Source organism: Amycolatopsis sp. NPDC101161 (genome assembly GCF_044768185.1).
In the GTDB taxonomy this organism is placed as follows: domain Bacteria; phylum Actinomycetota; class Actinomycetes; order Mycobacteriales; family Pseudonocardiaceae; genus Amycolatopsis.
This window is the reverse complement of record NZ_JBIWPI010000001.1, coordinates 2087397-2105113: the sequence shown is the minus strand read 5'-3', so window position 1 is coordinate 2105113 and position 17717 is coordinate 2087397. Positions and strand designations below refer to the sequence as shown.

19 protein-coding genes are annotated in these 17717 nt (G+C 73.7%); 6 read left to right on the top strand and 13 right to left on the bottom strand.

Annotation, left to right across the window (positions count from 1 at the left end; genetic code table 11):
* The first annotated feature begins 102 nt into the window (after positions 1–102).
* Positions 103–516 carry a cysteine/serine endopeptidase inhibitor gene (locus ACIRSS_RS10295; RefSeq protein WP_400892982.1) on the top strand — a complete coding sequence of 138 codons (414 nt, stop codon included), beginning with the start codon at positions 103–105 and terminating at the stop codon, positions 514–516.
* Positions 513–1280 (top strand): thaumatin family protein, encoded by a 768-nt coding sequence (locus ACIRSS_RS10290; RefSeq protein ID WP_400892980.1) that lies wholly within the window; start codon positions 513–515, stop codon positions 1278–1280. Before ACIRSS_RS10295 ends, ACIRSS_RS10290 begins: the two co-directional genes overlap by 4 nt.
* Here the strand turns inward: ACIRSS_RS10290 and ACIRSS_RS10285 are convergent.
* Positions 1277–2017, bottom strand: coding sequence for an ANTAR domain-containing protein (locus ACIRSS_RS10285; RefSeq protein ID WP_400892979.1), 741 nt, complete (start codon positions 2015–2017; stop codon positions 1277–1279). The two genes, ACIRSS_RS10290 and ACIRSS_RS10285, sit on opposite strands and share 4 nt — an antisense overlap.
* Before the next feature lie 97 nt (positions 2018–2114).
* On the opposite strand from ACIRSS_RS10285, the gene ACIRSS_RS10280 reads away from it, so the two are divergent.
* The gene (locus ACIRSS_RS10280) at positions 2115–2843 is read left to right on the top strand and encodes a GAF domain-containing protein (RefSeq protein WP_400892977.1); all 729 of its coding nucleotides are present in this window, start codon (positions 2115–2117) and stop codon (positions 2841–2843) included.
* Between the two features lie 7 nt (positions 2844–2850).
* The gene (locus tag ACIRSS_RS10275) at positions 2851–4245 is read left to right on the top strand and encodes a SpoIIE family protein phosphatase (protein ID WP_400892975.1); all 1395 of its coding nucleotides are present in this window, start codon (positions 2851–2853) and stop codon (positions 4243–4245) included.
* Between the two features lie 90 nt (positions 4246–4335).
* Here ACIRSS_RS10275 and ACIRSS_RS10270 read toward each other — a convergent pair whose 3' ends face one another.
* Positions 4336–4725: an STAS domain-containing protein gene (locus ACIRSS_RS10270; protein WP_400892973.1), complete on the bottom strand. Its 390-nt coding sequence runs from the start codon at positions 4723–4725 to the stop codon at positions 4336–4338.
* 70 nt (positions 4726–4795) lie between these two features.
* A complete protein-coding gene (locus ACIRSS_RS10265) occupies positions 4796–5557 on the bottom strand; it encodes an ANTAR domain-containing protein (RefSeq protein WP_400892971.1) in 762 nt (253 codons plus the stop codon).
* A 231-nt stretch (positions 5558–5788) separates the two neighbouring features.
* Here ACIRSS_RS10265 and ACIRSS_RS10260 point away from each other — a divergent pair, with 231 nt between their 5' ends.
* Positions 5789–6721, top strand: a complete 933-nt coding sequence (locus ACIRSS_RS10260) for a PfkB family carbohydrate kinase (RefSeq protein WP_400892969.1) — start codon at positions 5789–5791, stop codon at positions 6719–6721.
* Positions 6722–6724: 3 nt separating this feature from the next.
* Here ACIRSS_RS10260 and ligD read toward each other — a convergent pair whose 3' ends face one another.
* From ligD to ACIRSS_RS10235, 5 genes are all read right to left on the bottom strand, one after another.
* Positions 6725–8239 (bottom strand): non-homologous end-joining DNA ligase, encoded by a 1515-nt coding sequence (ligD, locus tag ACIRSS_RS10255; RefSeq protein WP_400892967.1) that lies wholly within the window; start codon positions 8237–8239, stop codon positions 6725–6727.
* A gap of 34 nt (positions 8240–8273) precedes the next feature.
* The gene (locus ACIRSS_RS10250) at positions 8274–8828 is read right to left on the bottom strand and encodes a hemerythrin domain-containing protein (protein WP_400892965.1); all 555 of its coding nucleotides are present in this window, start codon (positions 8826–8828) and stop codon (positions 8274–8276) included.
* Between the two features lie 51 nt (positions 8829–8879).
* Complete coding sequence (locus ACIRSS_RS10245; protein WP_400892962.1) at positions 8880–9065, bottom strand: hypothetical protein; 186 nt, start codon at positions 9063–9065, stop codon at positions 8880–8882.
* Positions 9065–9253 carry a hypothetical protein gene (locus tag ACIRSS_RS10240; RefSeq protein WP_400892959.1) on the bottom strand — a complete coding sequence of 63 codons (189 nt, stop codon included), beginning with the start codon at positions 9251–9253 and terminating at the stop codon, positions 9065–9067. The genes ACIRSS_RS10245 and ACIRSS_RS10240 overlap by 1 nt, the downstream gene beginning before the upstream one ends.
* A 184-nt stretch (positions 9254–9437) precedes the next feature.
* The gene (locus tag ACIRSS_RS10235) at positions 9438–11036 is read right to left on the bottom strand and encodes an alpha-amylase family glycosyl hydrolase (RefSeq protein WP_400892956.1); all 1599 of its coding nucleotides are present in this window, start codon (positions 11034–11036) and stop codon (positions 9438–9440) included.
* A 26-nt stretch (positions 11037–11062) separates the two neighbouring features.
* Between ACIRSS_RS10235 and ACIRSS_RS10230 the strand changes: the two genes are divergently transcribed.
* Positions 11063–11863 carry a class I SAM-dependent methyltransferase gene (locus tag ACIRSS_RS10230; RefSeq protein ID WP_400892954.1) on the top strand — a complete coding sequence of 267 codons (801 nt, stop codon included), beginning with the start codon at positions 11063–11065 and terminating at the stop codon, positions 11861–11863.
* A gap of 14 nt (positions 11864–11877) precedes the next feature.
* On the opposite strand, the gene ACIRSS_RS10225 is transcribed toward ACIRSS_RS10230, so the two are convergent.
* The 5 genes from ACIRSS_RS10225 to ACIRSS_RS10205 are packed head-to-tail and all read right to left on the bottom strand — an operon-like array spanning position 11878 to position 17716.
* Positions 11878–12270: a hypothetical protein gene (locus tag ACIRSS_RS10225; RefSeq protein WP_400892951.1), complete on the bottom strand. Its 393-nt coding sequence runs from the start codon at positions 12268–12270 to the stop codon at positions 11878–11880.
* A gap of 8 nt (positions 12271–12278) precedes the next feature.
* Positions 12279–15506, bottom strand: a complete 3228-nt coding sequence (locus tag ACIRSS_RS10220; RefSeq protein ID WP_400892948.1) for a WXG100 family type VII secretion target — start codon at positions 15504–15506, stop codon at positions 12279–12281.
* Entirely contained in the window at positions 15506–15823 is a 318-nt protein-coding gene (locus ACIRSS_RS10215; protein ID WP_400892945.1) for a hypothetical protein, read from the bottom strand. Before ACIRSS_RS10215 ends, ACIRSS_RS10220 begins: the two co-directional genes overlap by 1 nt.
* On the bottom strand, positions 15820–16095 hold the full coding sequence (locus ACIRSS_RS10210) for an acyl carrier protein (RefSeq protein ID WP_400892943.1): 276 nt from the start codon (positions 16093–16095) through the stop codon (positions 15820–15822). Before ACIRSS_RS10210 ends, ACIRSS_RS10215 begins: the two co-directional genes overlap by 4 nt.
* Positions 16076–17716: a fatty acyl-AMP ligase gene (locus ACIRSS_RS10205; RefSeq protein WP_400892940.1), complete on the bottom strand. Its 1641-nt coding sequence runs from the start codon at positions 17714–17716 to the stop codon at positions 16076–16078. The genes ACIRSS_RS10210 and ACIRSS_RS10205 overlap by 20 nt, the downstream gene beginning before the upstream one ends.
* Position 17717: the final 1 nt, after the last annotated feature.

The following is a 17717-nucleotide window of genomic DNA, read 5'->3' as shown; positions in this document are numbered from 1 at the left end:
CTTTGTCAACGTTGACAAAGAATGTCGTCCGGACATTTCCGTGTCATAGCGCGGCATTGCGCGAGTCAGTAGCATCTGCCGCGCCGACGGAAAGGAAACGGAATGCGCACAACCATCAAGTCGCTCGCCGTGCTGGCCGCCGCTGCCGCGCTTCCCCTGACGATGACCGGGACGGCGTGGGCCGATATTCCCTTCGACCAGCCGGTCAACGGGCGCGCCACCTACTACGACGACGCCGGCTTCGGTGCCTGCGGCACGCAGATCGACGCCGCGAACCAGATGCTCGTCGCCGCGCCCGCCGCGTACTGGACCACCGCCAACCCGAACAACGATCCGCTGTGCCAAGGTGTTTCCATCCGGGTCTCCTACAACGGCCGGACCATCACCGTGCCCGTGGTCGACAAGTGCCCGAGCTGCGACAGCGCGCACATCGACCTCAGCGCACCGGCCTTCGCCCAGCTGGCCGACCCCGGCCTGGGCAACATCCCGGTGACCTGGACGTTCGTGCGCTCATGACGTCCACTGCCGGTGCCAAGATGTCCAAGCGGTTCTTCGCCGTCGTCGCCGTCCTCGTGACGGCGATGAGCGTGAGCTCACCAGCGACTCCGGCCGCCGCGGCGGCCGACCACACCGTCACGTTCGTGAACCACTCCGGCCAGACCCTCTGGGTGGGCAGCACGGTCAACGCCGACCAGTCGGTCAATTTCGCGAACCTGCCGACCCTGGCGGACGGGCAATCGGCGACCGTCACGATCCCCGAAACGTCGGCACCCGGCCACTGGCGGGGCAAGTTCTTCGGCCGCCAAGGCTGCACCGGCACGTCCGGCGGGGACTTCCACTGCCTGGTGGGCGACTGCGGCGCCTACGCCGACCACTGCGCGACCGGCGAACAGCCGGCCAGCCTGGCCGAGTTCAACTTCGACACCGCCGACGGCCTCGCCCCGTGGTACGACGTCAGCTACGTCAACGCGTTCTCCGTCCCGATCACGATCGAGCCCGTCAACCCGGCGGTGCCGCCCGGTTCGACGTCGTGCGGCACGGCCGGCTGCCCGGACGACCTGCTGCCCTACTGCCCGGCCGAAGACCGCCAGTACTCCCCCGGCGGCACGCTGATCAACTGCGTCAACCCGAACCGCGACGCGCCCACGAGCTACAGCGACGCGATCAAGTCGCACTGCCCGAAGGCGTACGCGTGGTCCAAACAGGACACCGAACCGGGCAACCAGACGATGTACCAGTGCGCCTCCTGCACCGGCTTCACCATCACCTTCCACCGTTAAACGACACCGCTGGAAACGACCCGCTCGACGAACCGCTCGGCGATTTCGCGCAGTTTCACGTTCTCCCGCTGCGACTGCTCGACGAGGAGCGCGAAAGCGTCCTCCGCGTCGATCTGGCGGATCGCCATCAGCATGCCCTTGGCCTGGTCGATGACCGCGCGGGAGGTCAGGGCGGTCCGCAGGTGATCGGCCGTCTCGCGGGCGCGCACGTACCGGTGGTAGACGCGGAAGATCGCTTCCACCGCGGTCGTGTACAGCTCGAGCAGCTGGGCTTCGATCTCCTCGAAGCCGTCGTCCTGCCGCCCGTAGCAGTTCACCGCGCCCGTGTACTCGTCGTCCGCCACCAGCGGTGCCGCGAGGAAGCTGCCGAAGCCGGCGTCCGCGGCCCCGCTCGCGAACGCCGGCCAGCGCTCCACCGCGTCGGCGATCGAGGTGCGGACGATCTTCCCGCTGCGGACGGCCTCCAGGCACGGGCCGTCGCCAAGGCGGTACTGGTCCGCGTCCAGCTCGCTCACGACGGCGGAGGTCGCGCACGCCGTGTGCGGCTCGTCCGCGCGCACCAGCGTGACCGACGCTTCGGCGACGCCCGGCACGGCGTGGCGCACCTGCAGGCACACGTGCCGCAGCAGGATCCGGAAGTCGTCCTCCTGCCGCAGGACCGCGGTGAGGGCCTCGAGAGACCCGGTGACGTCGTCGAGCAGCGGCGAAACGGTCGCGGTGGGCTCCGGCAGTTCCATGTCCTCTCCTCCCGCTGGTGCCGAACCGCCCGGGTACCCACTTCACGCCCGGCCATGTGCAGGTTTGACCGCGGCCTCCCTTTGGTATTCAGCGGCCATGGCGACGGAGAAGGCGGGCGAGCTGCCGCTGGACGGCGAGCTGGCGGCGGTCGCCGCGCGGATGTCGGGGCTGCTGCTGTCGCGGGAGACCGTCGATTCGGTGCTGGAGCTGGTCGTCACGCTCGCGGGGAAGACGATCTCCACCGCGGCCGGCGCCGGGGTGACGCTCATCGACGACGGCGGCCCCGCGACCACCAGTGCGTCGAGCCCGCTCGTGCGCGACGCCGACACCCTGCAGTACCGGCTCGGTGAAGGCCCCTGCCTGACCGCGCTCGCGGAGGGCGCGCCGATGCGGATCGACGACGTGACCACCGAACGACGCTGGCCGCGGTGGTGCGCCGCGATCACCGGCACGGGGCTGCGCTCGGTGCTCACGACCCCGCTCCTCACCGAGGACGGCTGCCAGGGCGCCATCAAGATCTACTCGACGAGCGCGGGCGCGTTCGGCCACGCCGAAGAGCTGACGCTGGCGTCGTTCGCCGCCCGCGCCGCGCCGCTGCTCGCCAACGCCCGCGCCTACGAGCGGGCGAGCCGGTTCAGCGAGCGGTTCAAGGACACCCTCCGCGACCGCGACCTGATCACCATGGCGAAGGGGTACCTCATGGGCCGCGACGGCCTCGACGAGGACACCGCGTTCGACCGCCTGCTGTCACTGGCCCGCGCGGACGGCCTCAGCCCGCCCGAGGCCGCCACCGCGCTGCTCCCGCCCGCGCCGCGGGGACGGTGAGCCGCCGATGCGCTTCCTGCCCGAGGAGGAACAGCAACGCCTCCTCGCCGCCTGCTTCGCCCGCAGTGCCCTGACCCAGGAACAGCTGTGGATGCGCTACTTCGCGCTCGGCGGCAGCCAGAGCCTGCTGGAGCTGGACGCCTACGTCAACGGCTTGACCACGCTCCCCCGCGTCGACCGCGACATGCTCGCCCACGCCGTCAACGAGCGGCTCGACGAGCTGGCCGGGCCGCCGCGCGCGCCCTACAGCCATTCGGTCCGCGACGGCAAGCCGCTGCACGGGCCCTTGAAGGCGCTCGTCGACCTCCTCGAAGGCGCCCACCGCGCACCGCCCGAGCGGCTGCCCGCGGTCGTCGCCGCGGCGGGCCGCGCGCTCGACCTGCGGATCGGCGTCTACCTCGCCGACTACGACCAGCGGACGCTCGTGCGCGCGGACACGGCCGCGGAACTCGACATCGAAACCACCGTCGCCGGCGACGTCTTCCGCCGCGCGGGGACCGCGGTGACCTGGGACGCGCCCGGCCCCACGTTGTGGACGGTGCTGCTCGACGGCGTCGAGCGGCTCGGCGTGCTGGAGATCGTCCCCACCGACGGCGCCGACCCCGACGACCCCGCCCTGCGGGAGCAGTGCCGGTGGCTGAGCACGCTGCTCGGGCACCTGGTGACCGTCACGACCCAGTACGGCGACGGTCTCGACGCACGGCGCCGGCGGCGGCACCGCGGGTCCCCCGCCGAGCTGCTGTGGCAGAGCCTGCCGCCGCTCACCGGCGCGACCGAGAGCGTGGTCGTCGGCGCGAGCGTCCAGCCGGCGTACGACCTGTGCGGGGTGGTGTTCGACTACGCGCTCTCGGAACGGCGGGCCCGGCTGGCGATGTTCGACGCGGGCCCGCGCACGGGCGAGGCGAGCTACGGGGTGGTGAACGCGCTGGCGGCCTACCGCGCGGCCCGGCGCGACGGGGCTTCGCTGGCGGAGCAGTACGCGGCGGTCGGCCGGGAGCTCGCGGACTCCGGCGCGGTCGTCACGGGGGTGCTCGCGGAGCTGGACCTGGTGACCGGCGAGCTGCGCTGGCTCGACGCCGGGCACCCGCCCCCGCTGATCGTCCGCGGTGACGCCGTGCTGCCGGAAACGGAGGCCGCGGCGACCGGGTTCGGCCGCCCACCGCGGGCCACGGAGGTGCGGCTCCGGCCCGGGGACGTGGTCGCGCTGTATTCGCACGGCCTGGCGGGGGCGCCGGATCGCGCGGGGAAGTCGTTCGGACGGGAGCGGACGGCCGGGTTCCTGACCGGCGGCTCGCTGCCACCGGAGGCCGCGCGCTTGCTAACCCAGGCGGTCGTCACGCACGCCGGCGGCGAGCTGCTCTCCGACGCGGGGGTCGTGGTGGCCCGCTGGCTCCCGCGCTGAGCGAGCCGCTCAGCCGACGGCGTGGCCGAACCGCGCTCGCGCCGCCGCCCGGGCCGGAAACGAGCGCCCGGCGCGCGCTGAGCGAGCCGCTCAGCCGACCGCGTGGCCCACCGCCAGCAGTTCGCGCAGCGCGTCCGACAGCGAGGCGAACATCGGGACCACCTCCGCCAGCCCCGTGATGCGGAACAGCCGGGCCAGCGTGCGGCTGTTGGCCACCACCCCGAACCGGCCGCCCTCGGTGCCCGCCAGCTGGGCGGCCGCCGCCAGGGCCCGGGCGCCCGCCAGGCCGAGGAACGCCACCTGCGTGAGGTCGACCACCGTCGTCCCCGGTGGGGACGCCGCCAGCTCGCGCTCCAGGATCGGCAGGGTCAGGGCGTCGATCTCGCCGGCGAACGTCAGCACCAGCAGACCGGGGCGGTACTCCGTCCGGCGCACCGTGAGCGGCGCGGACCGGGTCGGAACCGGGGACGTGGGGGACACGGGTTCGGCAGGCCTTCCGGGGTGATCAAGGACGGGGTCTTGATACCCAAACCGCCGGAACGGAAACGCCCTATTCCGCGGTGAACGCCGACCAGAGCCGCTCGGCCGCGTGCCGGGCCGGTTCGCCGGGCCGGATCTCCGGGACGCCGTCGAGCCGGGGCGCGTGCGCGCCGCCGACGTGCTCGACCAGCGCGACGGCCAGCTCGCGGACCTTCACGTTGAACTCCTGGCTGGCCCGGCGCAGCGTCTGCCAGGCCTCGTCCGGGGAGCACCGCCGGACCGCCATGACCACGCCCTTCGCCTGCTCGATCGCGGCGCGCGAGGCCAGCAGGTCCAGCGTCTGGTCCGGGTCGCCCGCGATGGCGGTCTCCGCGACCACCAGGGTCATCTCGGTGAGCTTTTCGTACCGCCGCAGGACGCTCAGCACGCCGGCGCCGGGCGGCCGGTCGAACACCGCCGACAGCACGAACGCGCCGGTGTCCTCCCAAAGTCCGGGCAGGGCGGCCGCGCCGCGGACCTCGGCGAACTCCGGACAACCGGCGGCCCGGCCGAGCCCCGGCCAACGGTCGTCGGCGAAGAGGTCGTCGGTGGTCACCGGCTCCCCCGTGGCGGCCGCGACGGCGACCGGCCCGCCGTGCGCCAGCGAGACGGGCAGCAGAGCGGCGGCGACACCCGCGACCGCCAGCACGCGCGGCGGCCGGCCGCCCCGGCCGACCGTGAGCCCGGCGCCCAGGCACCCCGGCAGCTCGCCGGTGATCCGCTCGAGCAGCGCGCCCAGCAGCTCGGTCAGCGGTCTCCACCGGTCGGCCGCGTTCACCAACGTCTCGGTCACCCGAACCCCGCTCTCACCCGTGTCCTCGTCGACCTTGATTACCCGAATACGCGGTGATCCACATCCGGACCGCGGACGAACCGGTACCGCCGTCCGGGCGAACGGCGGATCAGCTGGTGACGGCGAGCAGCCGCCCGGACGACCCGAACGTGCGGTTTATCCGCCGCCCGCGCCGGGGTAGCCGATCTTCGCCAACCGAGGAGGCCTCATGACCGACCGGCGGTACCGGTGATGTTCAGCGAAGTCGTGGTCGCCGGGCAGATCGCCCGCGACCTGGTGGTCGAAGTCCAGGACGCCCCCGGCGCCGACACGTCGGCGCCGGTCGGGCACCGCAAGGAGATGCTCGGCGGCAAAGGCGCCAACCAGGCCGTGGCGCTGAGCCAGCTCGGCGTGACCGTGTCGCTGGTCGGCGTCGTCGGCCGCGACCGCAGCGGCGACGCCCTGTGCGCGCAGGCCCGCGCCGACCGGATCGGCACGTCGCACGTGGTCCGCCGTCCGGACACCGAGACGGCCCTGCTCATCGACGTCGTCGACGCGCAGGGGCGGCGCCGCTACCTCGAGCACGTCCCGGACGGGACGCTGCTGACGGAGACCGACGTCATCGCCGCGTCCGCGCCGATCTCGGCCGCGGGCTCGCTGATCGTCCAGCTGCGGCAGCCGGCCCCGGCGGCGCTGCTGGCGGCGCGGCTCGCGCACACCGCGGGCACGCGCGTCGTGCTGGACGGCGCACCGCAGGACCTGACCGACGAGCTGCTCGCCCTGGCCGACGTCGTGCGCGCCGACGGCCGCGAAGCCGAGCTGCTCACCGGGCAGCCGGTGGACGACGTCGCGAGCGCGGCCCGCGCGGCGGCGGACCTGCGGGACCGCGGGCCGTCGCTGGTCGTGCTGGAGGTGGCCGGGCAGGGGAACCTGTTCGCGGGCCCGGCGGAGTCGTGGTTCGTGCCGCAAGTGGAGACCGAGGTCGTCGACCCGGCCGGCGCGGGCGACGCGCTGGTCGCGACGCTGACGGCGGCGCTCACCCGCCGCCGCCCGCTGGAGACGGCGGCGTGCCTGGCGGTGGCGGCGGCCGCGGCGACGACCGAACACGCGGGCGGGCGGCCGCACCTGTCCCACGCCGACCTCGACCGGCTGCGGCCGCGCGGTCTGGAGACCGTGCACGCCTGAGGGCTACAGGCCCGGCAGCTTCTGCTCGACGCCGAGCAGCGCCGCGAAGGGGTCGCTGTGCCCGGCCAGCCGCTTCGGGACGTCCCGGACCGTCCAGCGGTCCGGGGTGAGCCCGTCGTCGTCCAGCTCGGCCCACTCCAGCGGCACCGACACCGGCGCGCCCGGCCGCGGGCGCACGCTGTACGGCGCGACCAGCGTCTTGTTCAGCACGTTCTGCGTGTAGTCGAGCCGGGCGCGGCCCCGGCGCTTGTCCTTCGACCACGCCCAGCTCACCAGGTCCGGCAGCACCCGGCCGATCGTCTTCGACACGGTTTCCGCCCACGCGCGCGTCTGCTCGAACGTGCAGTGCGGCGCGATCGGCACCCACACCTGGATCCCGCGCTGCCCGGTCACCTTCGGCCGCCCGGTCAGGCCGAGGTGCTCCAGCGTCGTGCGGTGCAGCCGCGCCAGCTCCAGGACCTCGGCGAACGACGTCTCCGGGCCCGGGTCGATGTCGAACAGCACCCACGTCGGGTGGTCGACGTCATCGGCTCGCGACGTCCAGGCGTGCAGCTCCAGGGCGCCGTAGTTCGCGAGCCACGCCAGCGTCGCGACGCTGTCCGCCACGACGTACCGCTGGCTCTCCCCCGCCTCGGCGCGCTCGTTGCGCCACGTCGTCAGCCACTCGGGCGCGTGCTTCGGGACTTCCTTCTGCCAGAAGCCGGTTTCGGTGACGCCCTGCGGGAAGCGGTGCGTGTTGAGCGGCCGCCCCGCCAGGTACGGCAGCATGGCCGGCCCGGCGGTGACGTAGTAGCGGATCAGGTCCCGCTTGGTCACCGGCTCGCCGTCGCCGGCGGCCGGGAAGAGGATCTTGTCCAGGTTGGTCAGGGACAGCTCGCGGCCCGCGACCGACCACTTGCCCTTGGCACCGAGGTCGTCGAGGGCCGCCAGTTCGTCGTCGGTGGCGGCGGTGAACCCGACGGTCTCCTCGGCCTGCGCCGCGGGCCGGTCGCCGTGCCACAACGCGGCGTCCCAGCCCGCTTCGGCGTGCTCGTCCTCCTTGTGCAGGAGGAACCACTGGTCCTTCTCGCCGCGGTTCGTGCGGACCAGCACGAACCGGCCGGCCAGCTTCTCGCCGTCGAGGTCGAAGTGCAGCGTGCCGTCCTCGATCGCCTTCGCCGGGTCTTCGTCGACCGGCTGCCACACACCGCGGTCCCAGACGATCACGTCCCCGCCGCCGTATTCGCCGCGCGGGATCACGCCTTCGAATTCGGCGTACTCGATCGGGTGATCTTCGACGTGCACGGCCAGCCGGCGGGCCTTCGGGTCCAGCGTCGGGCCCTTCGGCACCGCCCAGCTGACCAGGACGCCGTCGAGCTCCAGGCGGAAGTCGTAGTGCAGGCGGCGGGCGCGGTGCCGCTGCACCACGAACCGGTGCCCGGCCGGCCCGCCCGCGGCCCCACCGGCCGGCTCGGCGGTCCGGCCGAAGTCACGCATCTCCTGGTAGCGCCGCAGTTTGCGGGCCGAGCCGGCTGCCATGCCGACGGGGTACCCACTCAGCCCGGTTCGAACGTCACCGCCCCAGCGCGCCGCGGATGAGGTCGCGCGCCCGGTCCATGATCGCCGCGGGCGGGCCCAGCAGCAGGTTCGCCGTCGCGCTCTCGACGCCGGGGTGCGGCCGGGTCGGTCCGACGGCTTCGGCCAGCTTGGCGGTCGCGGCCATGGCGCGCAGCCGCTCCGGCGGCCGGTGGGCACGCAGCAGCGGGAACTCCTCGCGCTCTTCGTGCTCGGCGTGCGCGAGGACGTCGTCGCGCAGCTGGAGGAGCAGCGTGTCGAACCCCTCGGCCTCGGGTCCCATCTTCTGCAGGGTGGTCAGCAGTTCCTTGGCGCGGTGCTCCTCGCCGAGCCGCGCGTCGACGACCGGTCCGGCGGCGGGCTCGAGGTCCCGGATCTCCGGGTGCACCACCAGTTCTTCCGCCGTCTCGTGCACGGCCAGCAGCCGCACGAGACCGGCGAACACCTCCCGGCGCCGGTCGCCCTCGGCGGTTTCCAGCGTGGTGAACAGGTCCCGGATTTCGCGGTGCTGCCGCTGCAGCAGGTCGATGACGTCTTCGTCGTGGTCGGGCACGGAAAGCCTCCTCGTCGATGGGTGGGAGGGGCTTTCCCCGTGCCGCGCGGGTTACTCGTGCCGGGTGCCCACCGTGAGCCACAGCACGCCGGCGGCGGTCAGCGCGATCCCCGCGAGCGTCCACCACGACCACCACGTGAAGAACGCGACGACCAGCCCGACGGCGAGCAGCACGCCCCCGCCGACGGAAGCGGTGTCGTCGCCGCCCGCGCGCGAAAACCCGCCGGCGACGGCCATCAGCCCATCCTCCCGTCGACGGCGGCGACGACGAGTGCCGCGCAGCGCGGCACCGTCAGGCCCCGCTCCCGGGCCATCGCCTTGAGGGCCGTCTGCGCGGCCGGACGGGACATGCCTTGCGCCGCAAGGACTTCCAGGGCCAAGCCGACGACGTCGGCGGCGGGCGGGGTGGCGGTTCGGACGGGCACGGGACGACCTCCGGCTCGGACGGCGGCAACGAACGCGACCGGATACCCCGCCGATCGCGGTTTCACACGGCCGATTCGACCCGCCCGGGTGAGGTCCGATCACCGAGCCGATCGTGACCACCCGGCCACATCCACGGCCGGATGGCTTTCGTGGCGACGGTTACGTGCCGCCGGAGGGGCGGGCCTACTTCTGGCCGGGTCGGGAGTCTCCGGCGAGCCACACCGCGGCGTCCGGCGGCAGCTCGCCGTCCTCGAGCGGCACGCTCGACAGCAGTACCCGGCCGGCGGGCAGCCCGACCGGCTCCGCCGACAGGTTCACCACGCACCCGAACCCCGGTTCCCGCGCGAAGGACAGCACGCCGGGAGCCGACGGCAGCCACGTCAGCGTCCCGTCCCCCAGCGCCGGGTTCGCCCGCCGCTCGGCCAGAGCCGCGCGGTAGAGGCCGAGCATGGACCCCGGGTCGGCCGCCTGCGCTTCGGCTGTCGCGGTGCGCCAGTGGGCCGGCTGCGGCAGCCACGTCCGCACCCCGTCGGGCGCGAAGCCGAACGGCGGCTCGGTGCCCGCCCACGGCAGCGGGACCCGGCAGCCGTCCCGGCCGCGACGCGTGTGCCCGGAGCGTTCCCACGTCGGGTCGGCGAGCACCTCGTCCGGGAGGTCTTCGACCTCCTCGAGGCCCAGCTCCTCGCCTTGGTACAGGTACGCGCCGCCGGGCAGGGCGAGCATCAGCAGCAGCGCCGCCCGGGCCCGCCGCCGGCCGCGCGCGAGGTCGCCGCCGGGCGCGAACCGCGTCACGTGCCGGACGACGTCGTGGTTGGACAGCACCCACGTCGCGGGCGCACCGACCGCGTGCAGCGCTTCCAGGGTCCGGTCGATCACCTCGCGCAGCGCAACCGCGTCCCAGGCGCAGCGCAGGTAGTCGAAGTTGAACGCGGTGTGCAGCTCGTCCGGGCGCACGTACCGGGCGAGGCGGTCCGGCCGGTCGACCCACGCCTCGGCGACGAACACGCGGTCCGGGCCGAACTCGCCGGCGATCTTCCGCCAGGCGCGGTAGATGTCGTGGACGCCGTCGAGGTCCCAGTGCGGGTGCGCGGCGCGGTCCGGCGGCCGCGCGATCTCCTCGTCGTCGGCGCCGAGGTCGGGGAAGGCCGGGTCCTTCAGCAGGCCGTGGGCGACGTCGATGCGGACGCCGTCGACGCCGCGGGCGAACCAGAACCGCAGCAGGTCCTCGAACTCGGCGCGGACCTCCGGGTTGTCCCAGTTGAGGTCGGGTTGCTCCGGGGCGAACAGGTGCAGGTACCACTCGCCGTCGGCCGCCCGGGTCCAGGCCGGGCCGCCGAAGACGCTGCGCCAGTCGGTGGGCGGCAGCTCGCCGTCGGCGCCGCGGCCGGGCCGGAAGTGGTAGCGGGCGCGTTCGGGCCCGCCGGCTTCGGCGGCGAGGGCCGCCCGGAACCAGGGGTGGCGGTCGGAGGTGTGGTTCGGGACGACGTCGATGAGCAGCCGCAGGCCGGCCCGGTGCGCTTCGGTGATCAGCGCCAGGACGTCGGAGTCGGTGCCGAAGAGCGGGTCGGGGGTCCGGTGGTCCTCGACGTCGTAGCCGCCGTCGACCATCGGCGAGCGGTACCACGGGGTGGTCCACACGGCGTCGACGCCGAGGTCGGCGAGGAAACCGAGGCGCGAGCGCAGGCCCGCGAGATCCCCGGTGCCGTCCCCGTCCGCGTCGGCGAAGCTGCGTACGTAGACCTCGTAGACGACGGCGTCGCGCCACCAGTTCGCGGAGTCCATGACACCCGAGTATCTACGCTGGGGGCGTGACCGACGCGTGGGAGTGGGATCCGTCCCTCTATTCGGGCAGTGCCGGGTACTACGCGCGGGGCCGTGCCGCGTATCCCCCGGAGCTCGCCGAGGCGTTCGTGGCGGAGGTGGGACTGGACGGGACCGGGCGCCTGCTCGACGTCGGCTGCGGGCCGGGGTCGCTGACGCTGCTGCTGGCCGGGTCGTTCGAGGAGGCGGTCGGGCTCGACGCCGACGAGGACATGCTCGCCGAAGCGCGGCGGCTCGCCCGGGACGCGAACTGCCGGTGGGTGCACCGGCGGGCGGAGGAGCTGCCGGCCGGGCTGGGGCGGTTCCGGCTGGTGACGTTCGCCCAGTCGTTCCACTGGTTCGACCGGGCGAAGGTCGCCGCGGCGGTGCGCGGGATGCTGGCGCCGGGCGGAGCCTGCGCCCACGTGCACGCGACGACGCACGAGGGTGTCGAGGGATCGGTGCCACGGCGGGAGATCGCCGAGCTGGTGCAGGCGTACCTCGGCTCGGTGCGTCGGGCCGGTCAAGGCACGTTGCCGGCGGGAACGCCGCGCGGCGAGACGGAGATCTACCGCGGCGCGGGGTTCCGCGGTCCGCGCCGGTTCACGGTGCCGGGGCGGGTGGTGACGCGGACGGTCGATGAGGTGGTGGCCGGGGTGTTTTCGCTGTCCAGCGCCGCGCCGCACCTGTTCGGTGCTCGCCGCGCGGAGTTCGAGGCCGGGCTGCGCGCGCTGCTGGAGCGGGCGAGCCCGGCCGGGGTGTTCACCGAGCGGCTCGGGGAGATCGCGGTCGACGTCTGGGAGCCGTGACCGCCCTCATCGGCTCACCAGGGGTTGTTGGTGAACTCGTCGTCCTCGGTTTCCGCCGCCCGCGACCGGCGCGCGCGGCGCGGGGCCTCGTCCCGGGCCGACGGCGGCGGGGCGGCCGACGGCGCGAACGGCGATGTCCCGCCGGGTTCGCCGCCGAACGCGTCCGTGTCGAACGCCGAGGGCGGTTCCGCGCCCTGGCGGTCCGTGCTCCAGCCCGACTTCGTCTTGCGCTGCGCCACTTCGCGCACGTGCTGGACGTACCGCTCGGCCGCCTGGACCTGCTTGGTCATGTACTCCTGCGACCGGGCCTTGATCTCCTCGCCCCGCTGCTCGCGCAGCGCGCGCCGCTCGGACTGTTCGCGCACCAGGCCGGCCAGCTCGGCCTTCATCGCGGCGATGTCGGTCATGGGTCCTCCTACCAGGTCCGGCGAGCGGACGGCGGGTCTTCGTCGTCGTTCAGGGAGCCGATGATCCGGCGGCCCGGCTCGCCGAGGTTGTCGAACACCGCGCCTTCGATCCGGTACGCGGGCGACCGCCGCTCGGTGTCGCCCCCGCCACCGCCGTGGGCACCGCCCATCGCCCCCATGCCCGGCATCCCGGACATCGACTGGCCGCCGGGCCCCGCCGACGCCCCGGCCGGGGCGAACGCGGCCGCGGGCTGCGGCTGCCCGATCCCGGCACCCGCGCCGGTGTGCGCGCCCCCGGACATCGGCGTCTCGCCGAGCCCGGCACCCGCGCCGCCGTGGTCGAGCCCGGCCGACGACAGCCCGGCGCCGCCGTGCGACCCGCCGCCGATCCCGGCCCCGACGCCGCCGCCGTGGTGCGCGCCGGAACCGCCGCCATCGTGTCCGCCCGCGCCGCTGTCGTGGTGCCCGCCCGCGCCGCCGCCATCGTGGCCGCCTGCGCCGCTGTCGTGGTGCGCGCCCGCGCCGCCACCGTCGTGGTGCGCGGAACCGGGGTCGTCGAGCGTGCCGCGGTGGGTGGGCAGGTCGTCGTCGAGCTTCTTGCCGGGGGTGTCGCCGAGGACGTCCGAGGGCTTGTCGTCCTCGCCGAGGGTGTAGGTCGTCGGGGTGCCGCTGCCGTCGTCGACGGTCACGACGGTCGGGCCGGCCGCGCCGTCCGGCCGCTCGGCGGTGATCTTGAGGCCGCCGTCCTCGATGTGGATCTTGCCGTCGGGGCCGGGGCAGTACGTGTCGTCCGTCCCTTGTGGACTGTGCCCGGCGGCGTCCTTGGACCAGTCGAGCTTGAAGTCCTTGACGGCGTCGGTCCCCTCGCCGACCTTGATGTCCATCTTCCCGTCGTGGTCGGGTTCGGTCATCTCGAAGGTCTTGTCGCCCTGCTTGACCTTCAGGGTGTCGGGGGTGTCGTCGCCGCCCTTGCCGTCGGCGTCGTTGCCGTGTTCGCCGAGCAGGCCGTCGGGCTTGCCGTCACCGTTCTTGTCGACGCCCAGCGGGTTGTCGGGCTTGCCGTCGCCGTTGTTGTCGGCGCCGGGTTCGTGGCCGGAGCCCGTGTCGCCGAGGCCGGCTCCGGTGCCCGGGTCCGTCTTGATCCCTTCGCCGCTGAACTCCTTCAGCGCGTCGGCCGCCTTCTGCTTCGCCTCTTCCGCGGCGTGCTCGGCCGCGGCCTTGCCGTCGTCGCCGGAGCCCGCACCGGACCCACCGCCCGAGCCGGAACCCGAGCCGCCCGAGCCCGAGCCGCCGCCCAAGCCTTCGCCGCCGCCGAGACCGCTGCCCCCGGCGCCGGAACCGGCGCCGGCACCGGACTCGGTCTGGATCCCCGGGCCGCTGAACTCCTTCAGCGCGTCGGCGGCCTTCTTCTTGGCCTCTTCGGCGGCCGCGGCCGCGGCGTCCTGACCACCGGACGACGGCGGCGGCACCGACGACGGCGAAGTGTGATCCGAGCCGGAACCGGAGCCGGAGCCCGAATCAGCGCCGGAGCCGGACCCCGAGCCGCCGCCCAGCCCTTCGCCGCCGCCGAGGCCGGAGCCCCCGCTCCCGCCGCCGTCGAACGAACCCAACGCTTCCGAGGCCTGCTTCTTGGCCGCTTCCGCGGCCTCCGCGGCCTGCTTCTTGGCCGCCTCCGCGGCGGCCTCCTGGTCGCCGCCCGACGAACCGGAGCCACCCCCGGACGCACCGGCACCCGACGTCGTGTCCGTGTCCGGGATCGGCGGCACGGAACCGCCACCCCCGGCGCCCGAGCCACCGGAACCCGACCCGGAGCCGGAACCTGAACCCGAGTCGGAACCACCGCCGGGAATGCCGGAACCCGAGCCGGACCCCGAGCCACCGCCCGGGATGCCTGAAGCGCCGGTCCCGGATCCACCGGTCCCCGAGCCACCGCCCGGAACGCCGGACCCCGAACCGCTGCCGCCCCCGGAACCGCCACCCGTCCCGGAACCGCCACCCGCACCACCGGCTCCGGCACCACCGGTACCGGACCCGCCGGTACCGGACCCACCGGGCATCGACACGCCCTCGAACTCGTTCTTCACCGCGCCCATGACCTTGTCGAGCGCGTCGTAGGCCTGGTCGACGAGGTCCTTCGTGTCCTTGCAGGTCTTCTCGAAGCCCTTGTACAGCCGGTCCCACATGTCGGGGTTGAACTGGTTCTGGATCCACTGCTTGGCCAGGTCCTGGCCGTGCTTCTTGATCTCGTCGCCGTCGCAGCAGCCCTGGTCGTTGAGGGTCTTGACCAGGTTGGTGCCGAAGTTGAGGTCCATCCAGCCCGCGATCTGGGCCAGGTCCTGTTCGTTGCCGTGCTCGCCGCTGGCGACCGCGACGACCTTCTGCGCCATCGTGTAGTCGGCCTTGCCGACCAGGTCGGTGTACATGCCGATGACGGCGTCGGCCTTGCCCTTGCACAGCTGGAACACCGTCGTCGCGGTGGTCAGCGTCGCTTCGCTGACGTTGCCGAGGGTCTGGGCGAGCTTGGCCGCCTTCGGCTGGATCTTGTCGTTGTAGGTGTCGGACGCCGCGTTCGCGCCGGCCCCGCTCCACGTCTGGTAGAGCGTGCTCAGCTGTGAGCCGGTGTCCTGGACCGTCCGGTCCACCGTCTCGGAGCCGGTCTTGAAGTGCGCGGCGTCCTGGACGAAGTTCTCGAAGCTGATCCCGCGCTGCTCGTCGAACGGCGCGCGGATGTCCTTGTCGAGGTCGAGCGCGCGGGTGTTGCCGCGGCAGTCGTCCGGGAGCTTCGCCAGCAGCGACCCGAAGGTCTCGAACAGCTTCAGCGCGGGCGCGGCGGCGTCGAAGATCTCGTCGGACGTCTTCGTGCCGGTGGTACCGCCGCCGTCGGCGGCCGCGGGCGGCTGGGTGCCGTCGAGCTTGGACTTGCCGTCGTCGACGGCCTTCTTCTCCTGGTCTTCGTTGTAGGAGTTCTGGTCACCGCTCGACTTGGCCTTGTCGTAGGCCTCGTCGACCGACTGCCCGGCGAAGAGCGGGTTGGCGTTGTACGCGTTCGCGTACTTCTCGGCTTCCTGCCGCTTCTGCTTGATGTCGTCCGGTTCCTGGTCGGCCAGGAACGGCGGGGGCGGCGGGTTCTCCCGCAGCCAGCTGCTGATCAGCGCGCTCTTCTGCCCGGCGGGGACGCTGGGGTCGTCCAGCAGCGCCTTGACGTCGGACCACTTCTTCTTGTTGTCGTCGGCCATCAGAGCGAGCCCCCGGCGTTCGTGATCGTGCCGGCCTGGTTGTCCTCGTTGGCGCTGTAGCTCGACCCGGCGGTGCCGAGGTTGGTGCCGAACGAGCCGAGCGTGCTGCTGTAGCCGGAGACGGCGGCCCACAGCGCCTGCGCGCCCGCGGTGTACTTCGCCGCGTGGGCGTTGTGCGCCTTGCCGAACCCCTCCGCGGTCACCTGCGGGGTCTGGAGGTCCGGGTTGTCGTCCAGCAGGTGCTCCGCCAGGTCCCCGATGGTCTTGGACGCCGTCGACAACGCTTCCGTCGTCGCGGTGTACCCCCCGCCGCTCATTTCCGAGCCTCTCCTGTAGGTCCGCCACTTCCCAGGGCTTCCGCGAGCACGGCGGCCACCGAACCCACGTCGGTGAACCGATCGAGCTGGTCCAGGTCGATCGTCACGCCGTAGTAGACCTCCAGCGCCGCGAGGAGCTTGATCCGGCCCTTCGAGTCGATGCCCAGCTCCTCCAGCGGCGCGTCGGGCTCGACGAGGGCCGGGTCGAGCCGGAAGGTCTCGCTGACGACCTTCGTGACCTCGGCGCGGTGATCACCCACGGCCGCCACCATAACGTGCCTTCGCGGCCGACCGGGCGACCTTGCCACTCGATGTGCGCGGAAGTCCGCCGGAAGGGACCAGATGTACCGCACGGAGCGTGAGATCGTGCTCGCGCGACACCGCGCGCAGCACCGCTCGGGTGACCTCTTTGAGGTCGGCGTCGGCGTCGCGGGCCCACTCGGCCACCACGACCGCGCCTTCGCCGTGCTCGTCGGCGACGCCGAACGCGGCGACGCGGTCGCGGCGGACCGCCGGGTGGGCCTCGCCCGCCGCCGCCTCGATGTCCTGCGGGTGGAAGTTGCGGCCGTCGACGACGATGAGGTCCTTGAGCCGGCCGGTGACGTAGAGGTCGCCGCGGTGCACGACGCCGAGGTCGCCGGTGCGCAGCCAGCCGCCGGTGCCGTCCAGCGTGGCGTCGAACGCGGCGGCGTCGCCGCGGCCCCAGTAGCCGGTGGCCACGTTGGGGCCGCGCAGCCAGATCTCGCCGACGAGCCCCTCGGGCTGCTCGTGTCCTTCGTGGACGATCCGGACGTCCTGCCCGACCGGCCGGCCGACCGACACCAGCTCCTGGCCGTCGACGGTTTCGACGGCCCGGCCCTGGGCGAGCGTCTCGCGGTCGAACACCGCGCCGCGCGGCCCTTCCGGTCCCGCGCTCGCGACGTACACGGTGGCTTCGGCGAGCCCGTACGACGGCCGGTAGGCCTCGCGCCGGAAGCCGTGCGGGCCGAAGACCTCGAGGAAGCGTTCGACCGTGCGCGGGCGGACGGGTTCGGCGCCGTTGAGCGCGACCCGCACGTCCGACAGGTCGAGGCCGTCTTCGGCGCCGGCCTCGGCCGCGAGGTCGTAGGCGAAGTTCGGCGCCGCGGTGAACACGGCGGGGTAGTCCGCCAGCTGCCGCAGCCAGCGCCGGGGCCGGTGCACGAACTCGGCCGGGGCCATGAACACCGCCCGGCCGCCGGCGAAGACCGGCAGGCACAGCAGCTGGATCAGGCCCATGTCGTGGAAGAACGGGATCCAGCCCGCGCACGTCGTGCCCTCGTCGACGGCGTAGGCCCGGCTCCCCTGCCAGCAGGCCGCGACGATCGCCCGGTGCGGGATCACCGCACCGGCCGGTTCCCGCGTCGAGCCGGAGGTGTACTGCAGGTACGCGGGGCTGTCCGGCGCGACCGGCACCGGGTCGGCGCCCGGCCCGGTCAGCTCGTCGACGACCAGCAGGCCGCCCGGCTCGCCGAACTCGCCGACCCGCGCGGCCGCGGCCGACGACGTCAGCCACACCCGGGCGCCGGAGTCGGCGAGCACCCCGCCGAGCCGCTCGGCCTGCGCGCGGTTGCCCGGCGGCATCAGCGGGACGGCGATCAAGCCCGCGGCGAGCGCGCCGAAGAACGCCAGCGGGTAGGCCAGTTCCTGCCCGGCGAGGACGGCGACCCGCTCCCCCGGCTTCGCGACCCGGCGCAGCTCGCCCGCGACGACGCGGACCCGCGCGGCGAACTCGGCCCACGTCACCGTGTGCTCGGCGTCGTGGGAGTGGTCCTGGTGGGTGAACAGCGGACGCTCGTCGTCCGCGCGGGCGAACAGCCGCTCCACGATCGAGACGCGCAGCACCGCCTCGGGCACGGTCGCGGGACGGGGCACG